Source organism: Rhizobium sp. 007 (assembly GCF_015353075.1).
Lineage (GTDB): Bacteria > Pseudomonadota > Alphaproteobacteria > Rhizobiales > Rhizobiaceae > Rhizobium.
In genome coordinates this window covers 3,693,750-3,708,772 of record NZ_CP064187.1, presented here as the reverse complement: position 1 = coordinate 3,708,772, position 15,023 = coordinate 3,693,750, and the positions used below count along the sequence as shown (strand labels likewise).

The 15,023-nt window shown below is 60.4% G+C and carries 16 protein-coding genes; 5 read left to right on the top strand and 11 right to left on the bottom strand.

Translation table 11 applies throughout. From position 1 onward, the window contains the following. Nucleotides 1–179 precede the first annotated feature (179 nt). The 9 genes from ISN39_RS18170 to ISN39_RS18130 all read right to left on the bottom strand — a co-directional run bounded on the left by ISN39_RS18170 (nt 180) and on the right by ISN39_RS18130 (nt 8,922). Nucleotides 180–1,001, bottom strand: coding sequence for an amino acid ABC transporter permease (locus ISN39_RS18170; RefSeq protein ID WP_074069968.1), 822 nt, complete (start codon nt 999–1,001; stop codon nt 180–182). A gap of 16 nt (nt 1,002–1,017) precedes the next feature. After that, nucleotides 1,018–1,815: a basic amino acid ABC transporter substrate-binding protein gene (locus ISN39_RS18165; protein WP_194728412.1), complete on the bottom strand. Its 798-nt coding sequence runs from the start codon at nt 1,813–1,815 to the stop codon at nt 1,018–1,020. Nucleotides 1,816–1,963: 148 nt separating this feature from the next. Beyond that, on the bottom strand, nt 1,964–2,503 hold the full coding sequence (gene rplS, locus ISN39_RS18160; protein ID WP_074069966.1) for a 50S ribosomal protein L19: 540 nt from the start codon (nt 2,501–2,503) through the stop codon (nt 1,964–1,966). Between the two features lie 224 nt (nt 2,504–2,727). Further along, complete coding sequence (gene trmD, locus ISN39_RS18155; protein ID WP_194728411.1) at nt 2,728–3,408, bottom strand: tRNA (guanosine(37)-N1)-methyltransferase TrmD; 681 nt, start codon at nt 3,406–3,408, stop codon at nt 2,728–2,730. Nucleotides 3,409–3,415: 7 nt separating this feature from the next. Next, nucleotides 3,416–3,985, bottom strand: a complete 570-nt coding sequence (rimM, locus tag ISN39_RS18150; protein WP_028739973.1) for a ribosome maturation factor RimM — start codon at nt 3,983–3,985, stop codon at nt 3,416–3,418. A gap of 118 nt (nt 3,986–4,103) precedes the next feature. Continuing rightward, nucleotides 4,104–4,472: a 30S ribosomal protein S16 gene (gene rpsP / locus ISN39_RS18145; protein ID WP_022717347.1), complete on the bottom strand. Its 369-nt coding sequence runs from the start codon at nt 4,470–4,472 to the stop codon at nt 4,104–4,106. A 50-nt stretch (nt 4,473–4,522) separates the two neighbouring features. Then, on the bottom strand, nt 4,523–4,843 hold the full coding sequence (locus ISN39_RS18140) for a chorismate mutase (RefSeq protein WP_022717348.1): 321 nt from the start codon (nt 4,841–4,843) through the stop codon (nt 4,523–4,525). 16 nt (nt 4,844–4,859) lie between these two features. Then, nucleotides 4,860–6,443 (bottom strand): signal recognition particle protein, encoded by a 1,584-nt coding sequence (ffh, locus tag ISN39_RS18135; protein ID WP_194728410.1) that lies wholly within the window; start codon nt 6,441–6,443, stop codon nt 4,860–4,862. Nucleotides 6,444–6,963: 520 nt separating this feature from the next. Continuing rightward, the gene (locus ISN39_RS18130; RefSeq protein WP_194728409.1) at nt 6,964–8,922 is read right to left on the bottom strand and encodes an elongation factor G; all 1,959 of its coding nucleotides are present in this window, start codon (nt 8,920–8,922) and stop codon (nt 6,964–6,966) included. Between the two features lie 286 nt (nt 8,923–9,208). Here ISN39_RS18130 and dapF point away from each other — a divergent pair, with 286 nt between their 5' ends. The 5 genes from dapF to ISN39_RS18105 all read left to right on the top strand — a co-directional run bounded on the left by dapF (nt 9,209) and on the right by ISN39_RS18105 (nt 14,257). Beyond that, nucleotides 9,209–10,114, top strand: coding sequence for a diaminopimelate epimerase (gene dapF, locus ISN39_RS18125; protein ID WP_194728408.1), 906 nt, complete (start codon nt 9,209–9,211; stop codon nt 10,112–10,114). Beyond that, nucleotides 10,111–11,385 carry a tRNA (N(6)-L-threonylcarbamoyladenosine(37)-C(2))-methylthiotransferase MtaB gene (gene mtaB, locus ISN39_RS18120; RefSeq protein WP_194728407.1) on the top strand — a complete coding sequence of 425 codons (1,275 nt, stop codon included), beginning with the start codon at nt 10,111–10,113 and terminating at the stop codon, nt 11,383–11,385. Before dapF ends, mtaB begins: the two co-directional genes overlap by 4 nt. A 15-nt stretch (nt 11,386–11,400) precedes the next feature. Continuing rightward, nucleotides 11,401–12,966, top strand: coding sequence for a signal recognition particle-docking protein FtsY (gene ftsY / locus ISN39_RS18115; protein ID WP_194728406.1), 1,566 nt, complete (start codon nt 11,401–11,403; stop codon nt 12,964–12,966). A 62-nt stretch (nt 12,967–13,028) separates the two neighbouring features. Next, nucleotides 13,029–13,673: a septation protein A gene (locus ISN39_RS18110; protein ID WP_194728405.1), complete on the top strand. Its 645-nt coding sequence runs from the start codon at nt 13,029–13,031 to the stop codon at nt 13,671–13,673. Next, nucleotides 13,670–14,257, top strand: coding sequence for a DUF2585 domain-containing protein (locus tag ISN39_RS18105; protein WP_194728404.1), 588 nt, complete (start codon nt 13,670–13,672; stop codon nt 14,255–14,257). Before ISN39_RS18110 ends, ISN39_RS18105 begins: the two co-directional genes overlap by 4 nt. Here ISN39_RS18105 and ISN39_RS18100 read toward each other — a convergent pair. Together ISN39_RS18100 and ccmD are read right to left on the bottom strand one after the other, a co-directional pair. Continuing rightward, nucleotides 14,254–14,859, bottom strand: coding sequence for a DsbE family thiol:disulfide interchange protein (locus ISN39_RS18100; protein ID WP_194728403.1), 606 nt, complete (start codon nt 14,857–14,859; stop codon nt 14,254–14,256). The two genes, ISN39_RS18105 and ISN39_RS18100, sit on opposite strands and share 4 nt — an antisense overlap. Next, entirely contained in the window at nt 14,856–15,023 is a 168-nt protein-coding gene (gene ccmD / locus ISN39_RS18095) for a heme exporter protein CcmD (RefSeq protein ID WP_074069956.1), read from the bottom strand. The genes ISN39_RS18100 and ccmD overlap by 4 nt, the downstream gene beginning before the upstream one ends.

The following is a 15,023-nucleotide window of genomic DNA, read 5'->3' as shown; positions in this document are numbered from 1 at the left end:
ATCATTCGATCAGCGAAGTCGGCTGTTGAGCGCACCGGAAACGGTCGCAAAGAAGCGTGCCGGCAGGCGATAATGATCCTGCAGCACAAAAATATGCGCGCCAATGCACCTGAACTTGCTTTCCATGGGCGTGCATATAGCGATTTTTCTCGCAAACGGCAATTCGAATCATGTCAGCGCTACCGGCTGTGAGCTTTGCGCATCCGCTGCTCGATCTGCCGCAGCGCGAGCGACAAACCGATCGTCAGGATCAGATAGATATAGGTGACGATCGAATAGGTCTCGAAGAAGCGGAAGGAGCCGGAGGCATAGACCTTGCCCATCTGCGTGATGTCGGAAACGCCGAGCACGGAAACGAGGGAGCTGTCCTTCACCATCGAGACGAAGTCGTTCGACAGCGGCGGAAAGATGACGCGGATCGCCTGCGGAAAGACAACCAGCCGGAAGCGGTGGTAGCGCGACAGGCCCAGCGCCTTTGCCGCTTCGATCTGTCCATGGTCGACCGATTGGATGCCGGCGCGGAAAATCTCGGCAATAAAAGAGGAATACCCGATCATCAGGGCGATGATCGCACGCCACATCAGTGATAGGTCACGCACGAGAATCGGTTCGGCCAATCCGGCTTTCACAAATGGCGTGATCAGGAAATTATAGGCGGCGACAATGCCCGGAGCGCCGACAAAGGCCACGTAAAAGAGCAGCACGAGCATCGGGATGCCGCGGATGATCTCGATATAGAAGCGGGATGCTTGGCGCAGCGCGACGCTATCGGAAAGCCCGAGAAGAGCGATGCCGAGGCCAAGCAATGTCGCCAGCGCAAAGGCGACCAACGTCACGAAGACGGTAACCCATACGCCGTTGACGACGGTGCGGAAGACCTGCGCATAGATGCCGTTGGCGACGATGACGATAGCAAGGATGACGCCGATCGCAGCAAGGGCGACCAGCCACCACGGATAGTCGCCCTTGAGATTTCCGGCAGGAGAAGGCTGCAGGGCCATCAGCGGCTGACCTGCATCATTCGCCCATCTTGTAGTCGAGGAACCACTTCTTGTTCAGTGCGTCGAGCGTGCCGTCGGCTTTCAATGCGGCGATCGCGGCGTTGACGGGGGCAACGAGATCGGAGCCCTTGGGGAAGATGAAGCCGAAATCCTCGGTGCCGAGCGGGCCGCCGATCACCTTGAGCGTGCCGTTCGAGGCATCGACATACCCCTTCGCGGCAACGCTGTCGGTCAGCACCACATCGACATCTCCGGCTTTGAGCGCCTGGACCGTCGCGCCGAAGGTTTCGAAGAGCTTGATACGCGGATTCTGCTCGTTGCCGTCAAGGATTTCATAGACGGCCGTGTAGAAAGGCGAGGTGCCCGGCTGCGCGCCTACCAGGCCGTCCTTGAACTCACCGAAGGTCTTCGCGTCCGTGAAGCGGCTCTCATCGCCCCGGACCAGCATGAATTGCTGCGAGCGCATATAAGGATCGGAGAAATCCACTTTCTGCTTGCGGTCGTCCTTAATGGTGATGCCGGTCATGCCGATGTTGTACTGATCGTCGGAGACGGCCTGGATCATCGCGTCCCAGCTCGTGTTCTGATATTCGACCTTGAAGTTCAGCCGCTTGGCGATCTCGTTCATCGCGTCATATTCCCAGCCGATCTGCTTGCCGGACTTGGGGTCGACGAACTGCAGCGGCGGATAGGCATTCTCGGTAACGACGACCACCGTCTTGCCGCCAAGATCCGGCAGATCGGCACCAAGGGCCGCCAATGGCGAAAGAACGAGAGCGGCGAGGCCTGCAAGAATGGTGCGGCGGAACGGCATCAGAAATCTCCAATGAAATGTGGCTTGGGGAAATTGTCATAGTTGCGAAGCCGATGGCAAGAGCATCGGCCCCGATGCCGCAGGCCCAAAACAGAAAAGGCGGCCCAAAGACCGCCTTTTCGTGTAAAGAATTTTGCGTTCCCAGAGCTTATTCTGCTGTGGGCTCTGCAGCGGCTGCTGCAGCTTCAGCTGCTGCCTTTGCTTCTGCGGCTTCGGCTGCTGCCTTTTCGGCTGCGAGAGCCTGAGCTGCTGCAACCTTTTCGGCTTCGATTCGTGCCTTTTCCTCGGCAACAGCAGCGCGCTCGGCGTCGTTGAGCTTGCGGGCGCGGGTGCCGGTGTTCTCAACGATACGGGCGGACTTGCCGCGACGGTCGCGCAGGTAGTAGAGCTTCGCACGGCGGACCTTACCGCGGCGAACGACTTCGACACTTTCGATCATCGGAGAATAGATCGGGAATACGCGCTCGACGCCTTCGCCGTAGGAAATCTTGCGGACCGTAAAGTTTTCCTGCAGGCCGCCGCCGGAGCGGGCGATGCAGACGCCTTCATAGGCCTGAACGCGGGTACGGTTGCCTTCCGTAACCTTGACGTTGACGCGGAGCGTGTCGCCCGGGGAGAATTCCGGAAGCGTGCGCTTGGCTTCGATCTTGGCGGCCTGTTCGGCCTCGAGCTGCTGAATGATGTTCATCGTCTTAACCTTTGGTTCTTCTGAAACAGCCAGAGCGCTCGACACATGATCCTTTGGGATTGCCTCGGGATTTTGCCCTTCGCGGGCGGGAGCGGATTCGCCATTCTTTGTTTGCTGGCAGACGGGGCTAGCCCCATTTCCGCGTGCGCTACTACACGAAAGCCTGGGCCTTGTCATCCCTTGGACGACATTTTTGTAAGGCGGAGGCACGGATTTTCCGGCTTTCAGTCCTTCAGAAGGTCCGGTCGCCTTTCCTTTGTCAAGGCAACCGCCTGCTCATGTCGCCATTTTTCGATGGCGCCGTGATTGCCGGAGGTCAGGATCGCTGGAATTTCGCGGCCTTCCCATTCCTGCGGCCGGGTGTAGTGGGGATGCTCCAGCAACCCGCCTTCGAAACTCTCATGCAGCCCGGAAAGATCATTGCCCATGACGCCTGGCAGGATGCGCACGATCGTGTCGAGAACGACTAAGGCGGCGGGCTCGCCGCCCGAAAGCACGTAATCGCCGATCGAAATTTCTTCAAGCTCCCGCGCATCGATCACCCGCTGATCGACACCTTCGAAACGGCCGCAGACGATGATCACGCCCTGGCCCGCCGCAAGCTCGCGCACCCGTTTCTGCGTCAGCGGCTTGCCGCGCGGGCTCATCAAAAGCCGCGGACGAGCATCATTTTCGCAAGTGCTGTCGATCGCACGCGCCAACACGTCAGGCTTCAGCACCATGCCGGCGCCACCGCCTGCCGGCGTGTCGTCGACGGTGCGGTGTTTATCGGTCGCAAAATCCCGGATCTGCACGCTATCCAGCGACCATTGCCCTCGCTCCATCGCCTTGCCGGCGAGCGAATAGCTCAGATGCCCCGGAAACATTTCCGGGTAGAGTGTCAGGACGGTCGCCCGGAAACCCATCGCAATCTCACTTCTTTTTCTTCGGCTTGCCGGAGGCGAGCTTGGAGATTTCTTGCGGATCATCGACAAGTCCCGCCGCCAGCGGATCGATCAGGATTGTGCCGTCTTCGAGATCAATTTCGAGAACCGACGCTTCGGAGAAGGGGATGAGCACCGGGCGCTTGCCCGGCCCCTTAAGCTCCAGCAGGTCGCCCGCGCCGAAGTCGAAAACGCCGGTAATGGTGCCGTAGCTGACGCCCTTGTCGTCCACTGCCTCCAGCCCTTCCAGATCGGCATAGAAGAATTCGTCTTCCTCCAGTTCGTCGTCCGGCAGGTTGCCGCGTTCGATGTAGAGCTCCAGGCCGTTGAGCGCCTCGGCCGCATTGCGGTCATTGATGCCACGGAAGCGAACGACGACGACATTCTTCATCTCGCGGATTTCGAGGATCTCGAATGTCCGCCCGTCCATGCTGTGCAAATGACCATAGTCGCCGAGTGCGGTCGGATCGGCCGTATAAGCCTTGGCGCGCACTTCGCCGCGGATGCCCTGCGCACCGCCGATCGTTGCCATCAGTACGGGGTTTTCAAGCTTTGTCATGGGGCCCTTCATGTGAAGCCGGAAATCTGGCTTCTCATAAACGAAGTCTGCCGGAATGAAAATGAAAACGGGCGGCATGTCGCCATGCCGCCCGTCCGATCGGGATATGATCCCGGGATTATTCTGCGGAAGCGGCGGCTTCAGCTGCGTCGGCAGCTTTCTGAGCCCTCTCGGCAGTGCGTTCCTGGGCCTTCTTGCCCGGCTTTGCCTTTTCCGGGTTGTTCTTGGCCTCGCGCTTTGCAACGCCGGCTTCGTCGAGGAAGCGCAGAACGCGGTCGGTCGGCTGCGCGCCGTTGTCGAGCCAGTGCTTGACGCGCTCGGCGTTCAGTTCAACGCGCTTTGCGTCGTCCTTGGCCAGCATCGGATTCCAGGAACCGAGCTTTTCGAGGAAGCGGCCATCGCGCGGCGAACGGGCGTCGGCAACAACAACGTGATAATACGGGCGCTTCTTGGAACCACCGCGGGCGAGACGAATTTTCAGTGCCATGTCATTTACTCCTTAGGCTTTTCTTGACCGCTTCGTGAGGCGGTATTGGTTCATTTTGCTGCGGCGCCTTGTTCAGCGTGATCCGCAGCGATCTGCTCGTGATGCCGGATGACTTCCGTGATGACGAAGTTCAAGAACTTCTCGGCGAAATCCGGATCCAGATGCGCATCTTCGGCAAGCTGCCGAAGTCGGGCGATCTGGTATTCCTCGCGCGCCGGATCGGCCGGCGGCAACTTGTACTTGGCCTTCAAAACGCCGACCTCTTTGGTGCAGCGAAAGCGTTCGGCCAGGATGTGGACGAGCGCAGCGTCGATATTGTCGATCGACTGCCGGTAGCTCGAAAGCTGGGCTTTGACGTCTGGATCAATCATGGGGCAGGCGATCCTTTCACTTCTTCTTCGGCAATCCGGGCAGACCCGGGAAACCACCGCCGAGACCCGGCAGCTTTGTCCCGCCAAGACCTGGCAAGCCGCCCGGCAAACCGCCACCTAAACCGGGCATGCCCCCACCCGGCTTCCCAAGACCCGCCGCTTCGGCCTGCTTTTGAAGTGCTTCCAGCTGCTTGGGGTCGATATTCGAAAGATCAGGCATGGAGCCCATCCCACCCATGCCGCCAAGGCCCATCTTGCCGGCAAGACCTCCCATCAGCTGCTTCATCATGCCGCCTTTGCCCTTGCCGCCCATCATCTTCATCATGTCCGCCATCTGGCGGTGCATCTTGAGCAACTTGTTGATGTCGGCAGCGTCGGTGCCGGAGCCGGCGGCGATCCGCTTCTTGCGGGAATGCTTGAGGATGTCCGGGTTGGCGCGCTCAGCCTTCGTCATCGAAGAGATGATCGCAAGCTGGCGGCCGAAGAGGCTGTCATTCAGGCCGGCGGATGCCATCTTGTCCTTCATACCGGCCATGCCGGGCATCATGCTCATGATGCCGCCCATGCCACCCATCTTCTGCATCTGGCGCAGCTGGTCGGCAAGGTCGTTGAGGTCGAATTTTCCCTTGGCCATCTTGGCGGCCATGGCGGCCGCCTTTTCGGCGTCGATATTTTCCGCCGCGCGCTCGACGAGCGAGATGATGTCGCCCATGCCAAGAATACGGTCTGCGATGCGGCGGGGATGGAATTCTTCCAGCTCGCTCATCTTTTCGCCGACGCCGATCAGCTTGATCGGCTTGCCGGTGACGGCGCGCATAGAGAGAGCCGCACCGCCGCGGCCGTCGCCGTCCATACGGGTGAGCACGAGGCCGGTGATGCCGACGCGCTCGTCGAAATTGCGGGCCAGATTGACGGCGTCCTGACCGGTCAATGAGTCCGCGACCAGCAGGATTTCATGCGGGTTCGAATTCTTCTTGATGTCGGCCATTTCGACCATCAAGGGCTCATCGATATGCGTACGGCCGGCGGTATCGAGGATGACGACGTCATGGCCGCCGAGCTTGGCTGCCTGCACGGCGCGCGCGGCGATATCCGTCGGTGACTGGCCGGCGATGACCGGAAGCGTGTCGATATTGGTCTGGGCGCCGAGCTGGCGAAGCTGCTCCTGCGCTGCCGGACGGCGTGTGTCGAGCGATGCCATCAGCACCCTCTTCTTCTCGCGCGTCGTCAGGCGGAGGGCGATCTTCGCCGTCGTCGTCGTCTTGCCGGAGCCCTGCAGGCCGACCATCATGATCACGACGGGGGCGGCAGCGTGAAGATCGACGCCGGCGCCTTCGCCGCCCAGCATCTCGATCAGCTCGTCATGAACGATCTTTACGACCATCTGGCCGGGCTTGATCGCCTTCAATATCTCTGCGCCGACGGCCTTTTCGCGCACACGGTCGGTGAAGGAGCGTACGACATCGAGTGCAACGTCGGCTTCCAGCAATGCACGGCGAACCTCGCGCAGCGCTGCGGAAACATCAGCTTCCGAAAGCGCGCCACGGCCTGTCAGTCCATTCAGAATGGATCCAAGACGGTCCTGGAGGTTTTCAAACATCGGCTCTTCCTTGATACGTTTCGGGCAGGATTGGTATGCCCGGAAACGTCGTGCTTTTCCTTGACGAAAACAAGACGCAAAGCCAAAAAGCACCCGAGGGCGCATCGCGCTGTCGGGTGTGGACCTCCGGGATCTCTTTATACCTTATCGGGTCCCGGTCGGCGGCTCGAGTCTTGAAGCTCGTCACAGAATGAGCCGCGGTAAACAGGAAAGTGCGGACAAAGTCAAGAGAATGCGGACAAATGACCGCATTGCCGGCTTGCGAAGCCTTCAGCGTGCCGCTTGCGTAATCCCAAGTGACAGATCAAAAGTGCCGCCTCCATGAATTCCGCATGAATGTCATTGTGTGAAAAAGCTGGCGGCCATGAGCGGCTGTTGGGATTTCTGGATCGATTGCGGCAGCACCTTCACGGGGTGGCCCGGACGGCTCCTTGACCGCCCATAGGCTGCTCTTGGGTCACAACGCCGACGGGAGGCGGATACGGCGCGGTTTGAAGTCCGGCTGACGCCCAGCCGAGTTTTAGTTCGGGTGCGATCCCGAACCGTGTGCGTTGATGATTGCGTCGGCCTCTTTGCCGTAGATCTCCTCGAAGTGATCGAACGCTTTGGAGAAGTATCCGATTCCTTGCGTAGCGGAGCGCAAGGTCCGGGCAAGTTCGTCGAGCGCCGCACCGGGAACGAGTGCCCGAAAGACATCCCATCCTTTGGCGCTCTCATCGCGATCGAAGCCAAGCACCTGGCCCTTGAGTGCCGAGACGATCGCCACCATGCTGCCAGAGAAGATGGATGGTATGTGGATTTCGACCCGGACCACCGGCTGCATCAGCACAGCCGCTGCCTCTGACAATGCCTGCCGCACCCCCATCCGTGCCGCTGCCCGGAAGGCGAAGTCGGAGCTGTCGACGGAGTGGTACTGGCCGTCCGTGAGCGTCACGTCGACATCGATCACCTGAAAGCCGAGCGGGCCTTTTTCCATGGCTTCACGGGCGCCGGCCTCCACCGCCGGAATGTAGTTCCGGGGAACGGTGCCGCCTTTGACCGTCTCGCCGAAGGTGAAGCCCTGCCCCCGTTCATTGGGACGCACACTCAGCTGCACGTCTGCGAACTGCCCTGCGCCACCCGTCTGCTTGCGGTGACGATAGTGGACGTTCGAGGGCTTTGAGATCGTTTCCCGATAGATCGGGTTCGGCGATCGGTCCGTGACTTCGACGCGGAATACCTCCGACAGGGTCTTGCGCAGATCGCGCAGGTGCATCGGTCCTTGAGCGCAGATCAGCTGTGCGCCTGTTCCCTCCTCCTGCATCACCTTCAGGCCGCGATCGGTCTCGGCCAGCTTTGCAAGCGTCGCCGAGAGCTTCGTTTCGTCGCGCTCAGTGCCCGGAACAAGGATGCGTTCGAGCATGGGCGTCGGCGGGGCCGCCCAAGCGGGCGGTGCCAACGCGTTGGCCGCTGTCAGCAAGGCGGTTGCGGGCAAGTGATCTGACTTGACTGCGGCGAAAATCCTGCCGCGTGCCGAGTTGCCGGCAAGGGGGCGGCCGTTTCCTCCCTCCTGAACCGACCCGAGATTAGCGCCGCCCAGCGCAGCGCCCTGTTTCAGTCCGTCGGCAAGCGCACGGACGAGAATGGTCTTTCCAACGCTCGGCCGGTGGTAGGCGTGGAAGCTCACGGCAGCCAATGCCGTTTCATCCAAGCTGCCGGTGGCAGCCAGCCGGCTCTTCAGGGCTTCAACAGGCGGCGCTTCGTGGCGCAGCGCCTTCATCAGCCGCTTGATGCCATTGCTATGGGATGCTGCGCCGAAGAGCACGGGAATGACCTTGTTTTCCTTCAGGATCCGCGAGGCGATGGCAAAGAGTGCGTCGCTTGGTAGTTCGCGGTCTTCTATCAGTTCCTCGAGAAGCCAGTCATCGTACTCGGAAAGCTGTTCCAGCAATTCGGAACGTGCCTCGTGCTCGCGCGCAGCAGCACTGTCGGGAAGTTCGACGAGGGCCGAAGGCTGACCCTCCCGATAGCGCCAGGCGCGCTCCGAAATCAGGTCGCAGCTGCCGACCACAACATCTCCGTCGCGGATGGGTATCTGCCGCAGGACGAGAGGATGGCTGGAATAGGCCTGCAGGGCGGCGATGACATCGCGCAGGCGCCCCTGCGGCTCGTCCATGCGGTTCACAAAAAGAATGCAGGGTGTCCCCGAAGCTTCGATGGCGCGAAGATAGGGTGCTGCCAGCACCGCCTCGTCCGGCGCCGGCGATACGCAGAGGATGCAAGCATCGCTTGCCAAAAGTGAATCCTGGGCAAGCGCCAGCGCCTCGTTCGCGCCGGGTGTATCCAGCGCACACCATGCCTCGCTTCCGAATTCGAATTCCGTCAGGCTCGATCCGTATGGAGAGACGGACTTTCTCGGTGTCCCTTCGAGCGAAGCCAGTTTTGCGACGAGCGTCGACTTTCCCGTCTGCGAGGGTCCAAGTACCGTGAAGCAGCGCATCGGCTATCCTCCCTTTGCCAAGAACACGCATCCGATTGTCAAGAATGCCTTCAACCGTTGAAAAGTGCTAGGCCATTGCGACTTTTCTCAAGCATGAGGCGGCGGCTGTCCCCTCATGAGACATTTTTGCCTGGGCAGCATAGCGTCTGCCTTGCCGGGCTCCCCACGAGACTATCGGCGAAAAGGGCGGAGCAGCGAAGCGTCGCTGGCTAGTCATTGCCCGCACCCACTGGTAATTCCCGCGCGTTTCCGCCATATACAGCCGAAATGGACACGGGATGATCCTATGAGCGCAACGGTCGAATTCGCGAAGATGAACGGGCTTGGCAACAAGATCCTGGTCGTCGACATGCGCGGCCGCGCCGACAAGGTGACGCCTGCTGCGGCGATCGCGCTCAATGCCCATCCAGATACGGCCTTCGACCAGATCATGGCGATCCACGACCCGAGGGCTCAAGGCACCGATGCCTGGATCGATATCCTGAATTCCGATGGATCAAAGGCGCAAGCCTGCGGCAATGGCACGCGTTGCGTGGTGCAGGCTCTTGCCGCGGAAACCGGCAACAAGGTTTTCACTTTCCAGACGGTGGCAGGCATCCTCAATGCCGTCGAGCATGACGACGGTACGATCTCGGTCGACATGGGCAAGCCTGTTTTCGACTGGGACAAGATCCCGCTTGCGGAAGAGTTTCACGATACCAGCCGCATTGAACTCCAAATCGGTCCGATCGACAGCCCGGTCCTGCATTCGCCCTCCACCGTGTCGATGGGCAACCCGCATGCCGTCTTCTGGGTCGACAGGGACGTGATGTCCTTTGATCTGGCGCGCTTTGGACCATTGCTTGAGAACCATCCGATGTTTCCCGAGCGCGCCAATATCACGCTGGCGCAAATTACCTCGCCGGCATCGATCACGACACGGACATGGGAGCGCAGTGCGGGTTTGACGCTTGCCTGCGGTTCGGCTGCCTGCGCAACAGCGGTTTGCGCTGCCCGCACGGGCCGCACGGGCCGCAAGGTCGCAATTCATGTCGCCAGCGCCAAGCCGCCCGGCATATTGTCGATCGAATGGCGCGACCGCGACGACCACGTGATCATGACCGGCCCTGCCGAATGGGAATGGTCCGGTACGTTAGATCCCTCCACCGGTTCGTGGGCGCGCGATCAGGCGCAGGGGGCCGAGGCGCGGTGAGCGGCGTTGAGGTCATTACCTTCGGCTGCCGTCTCAACACCTACGAATCCGAAGTGATGCGGGCGGAGGCGGAAAAGGCCGGGCTCAACAACGCCATTTTGGTGAATACTTGCGCGGTCACAAGCGAGGCCGTGCGTCAGGCGCGGCAAGCCATCCGCCGCGCACGACGCGAGAATCCGCATGCGCGTATCATCGTGACGGGCTGCGCAGCCCAGACCGAAAAGCAGACCTTCGCAGAAATGGCCGAGGTCGACGCCGTTCTCGGCAACGAGGAGAAGCTGATCACCGCTTCATATCGCGCCCTGCCCGATTTCGGAGTGGCCGCGGAAGAGAAGCTGCGCGTCAACGACATCATGAGTGTGCGCCAGACGGCGCCGCAGATGGTGAAGCACATCGACGGGCATGTGCGGGCCTTTATCCAGGTGCAGAACGGCTGCGACCATCGCTGTACCTTCTGCATCATCCCCTATGGCCGCGGCAATTCCCGCTCCGTGCCCATGGGCGCCGTGGTCGATCAGGCGCGCAACCTCATTGAAAACGGCTACCGAGAGATCGTGTTGACAGGCGTCGATGCCACCAGTTACGGCGCCGACCTGCCCGGCGAACCGACGCTCGGGCTGCTTGCCAAGACGCTTCTGAAGCAGATACCTGACATCCGCCGACTGCGGCTGTCATCGATCGACAGCATCGAGGCGGACAAGCATTTGTTCGATCTGGTCGCCGATGAGCCGCGTTTCATGCCGCACCTGCATCTTTCGCTGCAACATGGCGACGACATGATCCTGAAGCGCATGAAACGGCGGCATTCACGCGCCGATGCGCTGGCCTTCGTCGATCAGGTCCGCCGTCTGCGTCCAGAGATGTGCTTCGGCGCGGACATGATCGCCGGTTTCCCGACCGAGACCGAAGAGATGTTCGAAAATGCCGCCAGCCTGGCGCAAGAAGCGAAGATCGCTCACCTGCACGTCTTCCCTTACAGCCCTCGTCCAGGCACGCCGGCAGCCCGCATGCCGCAGCTCGACCGGTCGATCGTCAAGGATCGTGCGGTACGGCTTCGTGCTACTGGACATCGGCTTCATCAGTCCCATCTGGCTCAGATGGTCGGAACGCGGCAATGGCTGCTGGTGGAAAACAACGGGCTCGCACATACCGAGAACTTCACGCTTGTCGCAGCCCCCGGTCTTCGCCCGCGTTCGTTCGTCGAGGCAACCATCACCGGCCATAATGGCAAACATCTTGACATGCAATTGACAGCCGCCGACGCGGCCTGATTTCACGGAATTCCCATGGCGCTCAGTTTCATCAAAAAGGTCTTCACCTTCGGCAAGGAAAAGCCGGCGGAAGAGCAGGCGCCAGAGGCTTCAGAGACAAAAGTTCTCGAAGCCGAACATTCGCGCGAGGAACACTTGCCGCTCGCAAGTGATCCCGTTTTATCGGAGGAGATGGATGCCGCGGGCGGTCCGGCTGCGGACGCTCTCGAGCCTTCCGAAGAGGCCGAGGAGTCGGCGATCCTTCCGGGCGCCTACCAGATTGGCGATCTTGGAGTGATACCACTCTCGTTGCTGGAGGCCGAGGCTGAAGCCGAGCCAGAGACGTCAGCCCAAGACGCGCCCTTGGCGGAGACACCCCCCTCAGTCCCTTCGGGACATCTCCCCCACGAGGGGAAAGATCAGTTGGCCGACGAGGCGCCACTTTCCGATCTTTCTCATGATGAAGTCACGGATATTCGTCCGGAGATTTCCGGGACGGCTGAGGGAGCTCCTGCTCAGCCAATCTCCCTCCTTGAAGGGGAGATGCCCGGCAGGGTGGAGGGGGATGCTCCTCGTCCTGAAACGGAGGGCGAGCATGCTTCAAAGACGGAACCTGTCCTTCCCAAGGGCTTTGCAACCACTCCGAAAATCACCGAACCGGAGCCGATTGCTCCTGCGCCGAAACTCAGCTGGTTCCAGCGTCTGCGCGCCGGTCTCGCGCGTACTTCGTCGCAACTCACGGGCCAGATTTCCGCGCTCTTCACCAAGCGCAAGCTGGACGACGACACCCTTCAGGATCTCGAAGACCTGCTGATACAAGCCGATCTCGGCGTCGAGACCGCCATGCGTGTCACCGATACGCTTGCTTCCGAGCGCTACGGCAAGGATGTGACCGGCGAGGATGTCAGCCGCATCATGGCGTCGGAAATTGCCAAAGTGTTGAAGCCGGTCGCAAAGCCCTTGCAGCTCGATCTCACCCACAAGCCGCATGTCATTCTCGTCGTCGGCGTCAACGGCACCGGCAAGACGACGACGATCGGCAAGCTGGCGTCGAAGCTTTCGGGTGCCGGGTTGAAGGTCATGGTGGCGGCGGGCGATACTTTCCGCGCCGCGGCGATCGAGCAGTTGAAGATCTGGGCCGATCGCACGAAGTCGGAATTCATCGGCACCAAGCTTGGTGCGGATGCCGCAGGTCTCGCCTACGACGCCTTCGAGCAGGCGAAGGCGAAAAAATGCGACGTGCTGATCATCGATACCGCCGGCCGTTTGCAAAACAAGGCGGAGCTGATGGCGGAGCTTGAAAAGATCGTCCGCGTGCTCGGCAAGCTCGATCCCGACGCCCCGCATACGGTGCTGCAGACGCTGGATGCGACCACCGGCCAGAACGCTCTCAATCAGGTCGAAATTTTCCGCAATGTTGCGGGCGTCAACGGCCTGATCATGACCAAGCTCGATGGTACGGCAAGGGGCGGCATCCTCGTTGCGATCTCCGCCAAGCACAAGCTACCGGTCTATTTCATCGGCGTCGGCGAAGGCGTAGACGATCTGGAGCCGTTCGAGGCCGAGGATTTCGCTCAAGCCATTGCCGGCCTTGGGCAATGATGCCACAGATAAGCCGGAACAGCGCGCAAGGCGCGCGAACGACGAACAGGTTTGACGAATACATGACCACTGAAAGCGATATTACTCCCAGCGCCGCCGACCGGCACCATCCGATGCTGAAGCTGGCGCTGGAACTCGGGCCGCTGCTGATCTTCTTCTTTGCCAATCTGCGCGGCGCCTGGCTGGTCGAAAGATTCCCTGCATTGTCCGAACTCGGCGGGCCGCTCTTCGTGGCGACGGGGCTTTTCATGGCGGCGACGATCGTCTCGCTCGTCGTTTCCAAGCTCGTCCTTGGCCATCTGCCGATCATGCCCTTCGTGTCTGGCATCGTCGTTTTGATCTTCGGTTCGCTGTCGATCTACCTGCAGAACGAAACCTTCATCAAAATGAAGCCGACGATTGTCAATACGCTGTTCGGTGTCGCGCTGCTGGGCGGGCTTGCCTTTGGCAGGTCGCTGCTCGGCTACGTCTTCAACGCGGCCTTTCAGCTCGACGCTGCAGGCTGGCGCAAGCTGACGGTCCGCTGGGGCGTTTTCTTCCTGTTCCTTGCCGTTTTGAACGAAGTCGTCTGGCGCAATTTTTCCGATGACTTCTGGGTGACCTTCAAGGTCTGGGGGACGATGCCGATCACCATCATCTTCACCATGGCGCAGATGCCGCTCATCTTGAAGCATTCGATAAATCCTGCAGGAGAGACCGAGAAGTGACGGCATTCAGTGCAGCGGAAAGAGCGAGACATCAGAATTTCTGGTTCGCGGCCTGCCTGGCGGTTTTGATCGTCCAGATCGCTGCCGAGTACCTAATGGGCCGCACGCCGATCTGCGCCTGCGGCTATGTCAAGCTGTGGGAAGGCGTCGTCAACTCGAGCGGCAATTCCCAGCATCTTTCGGACTGGTACACGCCGTCCCACATCATTCACGGCTTCCTGTTCTATGGGCTGGCGCATCTCGTAATGCGTAACAGACCGATTGCCGTCCGCCTGCTTCTGGCGCTCGTGGTCGAATCCGGCTGGGAACTGCTCGAAAACTCGCCGATCATCATCGACCGCTACCGTGCGGCGACGATCTCGCTCGATTATTACGGCGATAGTATCCTGAACTCGGCCATGGACACCGTCTTCATGGTCGCCGGCTTCTTCTTCGCAGCCCGCGCTCCGATCGCGCTCACAGTCGCCATCGCGATCTTCTTCGAGATTTTCACGGGCTACATGATCCGTGACAACCTGACGCTCAACGTGCTGATGCTGATCTGGCCGGTCGAGGCGGTCAAGGCCTGGCAGAGTGCGGTTTAGGAAACCGGTTTCCCGAGCGCCTTTTCCATTGCCGGATAGAGGCCTTCCTTGAGGCTGACATCGTCGAAGGGGCCGACGCGTTTATAGAGGATCGTGCCGTCGGTGGCGACCAGGTAACTCTCCGGAATGCCATAGACGCCCCAGTCGATCGCCGCCTTGCCATTCGGATCGACGCCGATTGCGGCATAGGGGTTTCCGAGCTCGCCAAGGAAACGCAGCGCGCTTTCGTTCTTGTCCTTGTAGTTGATTGCGACGATGTTGAGCCGGTTGTCCTTTGCCAGTTCCGTCAGGATTGGATGCTCTTCCCGGCAAGGAAGGCACCAGGAGGCAAAGACATTGACCAGCGTCAGCTTGCCCTTGATCGCGCTATCCGTCAGCGGCGGCAGATTGGACCCTTCGAGGGGTGCCAGGTTTAATTCCGGAGCTTTGGTGCCGATCAGCGCTGAAGGGATCTCGGAAATGTTCTTGCCGTGGAAATCCTGATCGTAAAGCATCTTTGCTGCCGTCGCGGCAATGCCGCCGAAAACGACAAGCGGGATCAATGCCAGCGCATAACGGGCAAAGCCGCGTGGTTCTGGCCGATCTGCTTGCGGCGTGCTCATTCGTTATCCTTCGGACGCGCCGAACGGCGGCGGATACCGGAAGCTTCGAGGGCCGCCAGTTCCTTCTGCCGCGCGCGCCCGTCCACCCAGATCCACAGCGTCACGGCAATGGTGACGAAAGCGGCGAACCCATAGGAACAGTAAACATAAAAGGCGTGCGTCAT

Excerpts from the sequence above, each read along its gene's own strand:
- rimM (WP_028739973.1), bottom strand. The coding sequence starts at position 3,985 with ATGACAAAGCTTGAAAACCCCGTACTGATGGCAACGATCGGCGGTGCG.
- ISN39_RS18170 (WP_074069968.1), bottom strand. The coding sequence starts at position 1,001 with ATGGCCCTGCAGCCTTCTCCTGCCGGAAATCTCAAGGGCGACTATCCG.
- ISN39_RS18140 (WP_022717348.1), bottom strand. The coding sequence starts at position 4,843 with ATGATTGATCCAGACGTCAAAGCCCAGCTTTCGAGCTACCGGCAGTCG.
- ISN39_RS18110 (WP_194728405.1), top strand. The coding sequence starts at position 13,029 with ATGACCACTGAAAGCGATATTACTCCCAGCGCCGCCGACCGGCACCAT.
- ISN39_RS18100 (WP_194728403.1), bottom strand. The coding sequence starts at position 14,859 with ATGAGCACGCCGCAAGCAGATCGGCCAGAACCACGCGGCTTTGCCCGT.
- ISN39_RS18130 (WP_194728409.1), bottom strand. The coding sequence starts at position 8,922 with ATGCGCTGCTTCACGGTACTTGGACCCTCGCAGACGGGAAAGTCGACG.
- dapF (WP_194728408.1), top strand. The coding sequence starts at position 9,209 with ATGAGCGCAACGGTCGAATTCGCGAAGATGAACGGGCTTGGCAACAAG.
- trmD (WP_194728411.1), bottom strand. The coding sequence starts at position 3,408 with ATGGGTTTCCGGGCGACCGTCCTGACACTCTACCCGGAAATGTTTCCG.
- ffh (WP_194728410.1), bottom strand. The coding sequence starts at position 6,443 with ATGTTTGAAAACCTCCAGGACCGTCTTGGATCCATTCTGAATGGACTG.
- ccmD (WP_074069956.1), bottom strand. The coding sequence starts at position 15,023 with ATGACGCACGCCTTTTATGTTTACTGTTCCTATGGGTTCGCCGCTTTC.
- ftsY (WP_194728406.1), top strand. The coding sequence starts at position 11,401 with ATGGCGCTCAGTTTCATCAAAAAGGTCTTCACCTTCGGCAAGGAAAAG.
- rplS (WP_074069966.1), bottom strand. The coding sequence starts at position 2,503 with ATGAACATCATTCAGCAGCTCGAGGCCGAACAGGCCGCCAAGATCGAA.
- ISN39_RS18165 (WP_194728412.1), bottom strand. The coding sequence starts at position 1,815 with ATGCCGTTCCGCCGCACCATTCTTGCAGGCCTCGCCGCTCTCGTTCTT.
- rpsP (WP_022717347.1), bottom strand. The coding sequence starts at position 4,472 with ATGGCACTGAAAATTCGTCTCGCCCGCGGTGGTTCCAAGAAGCGCCCG.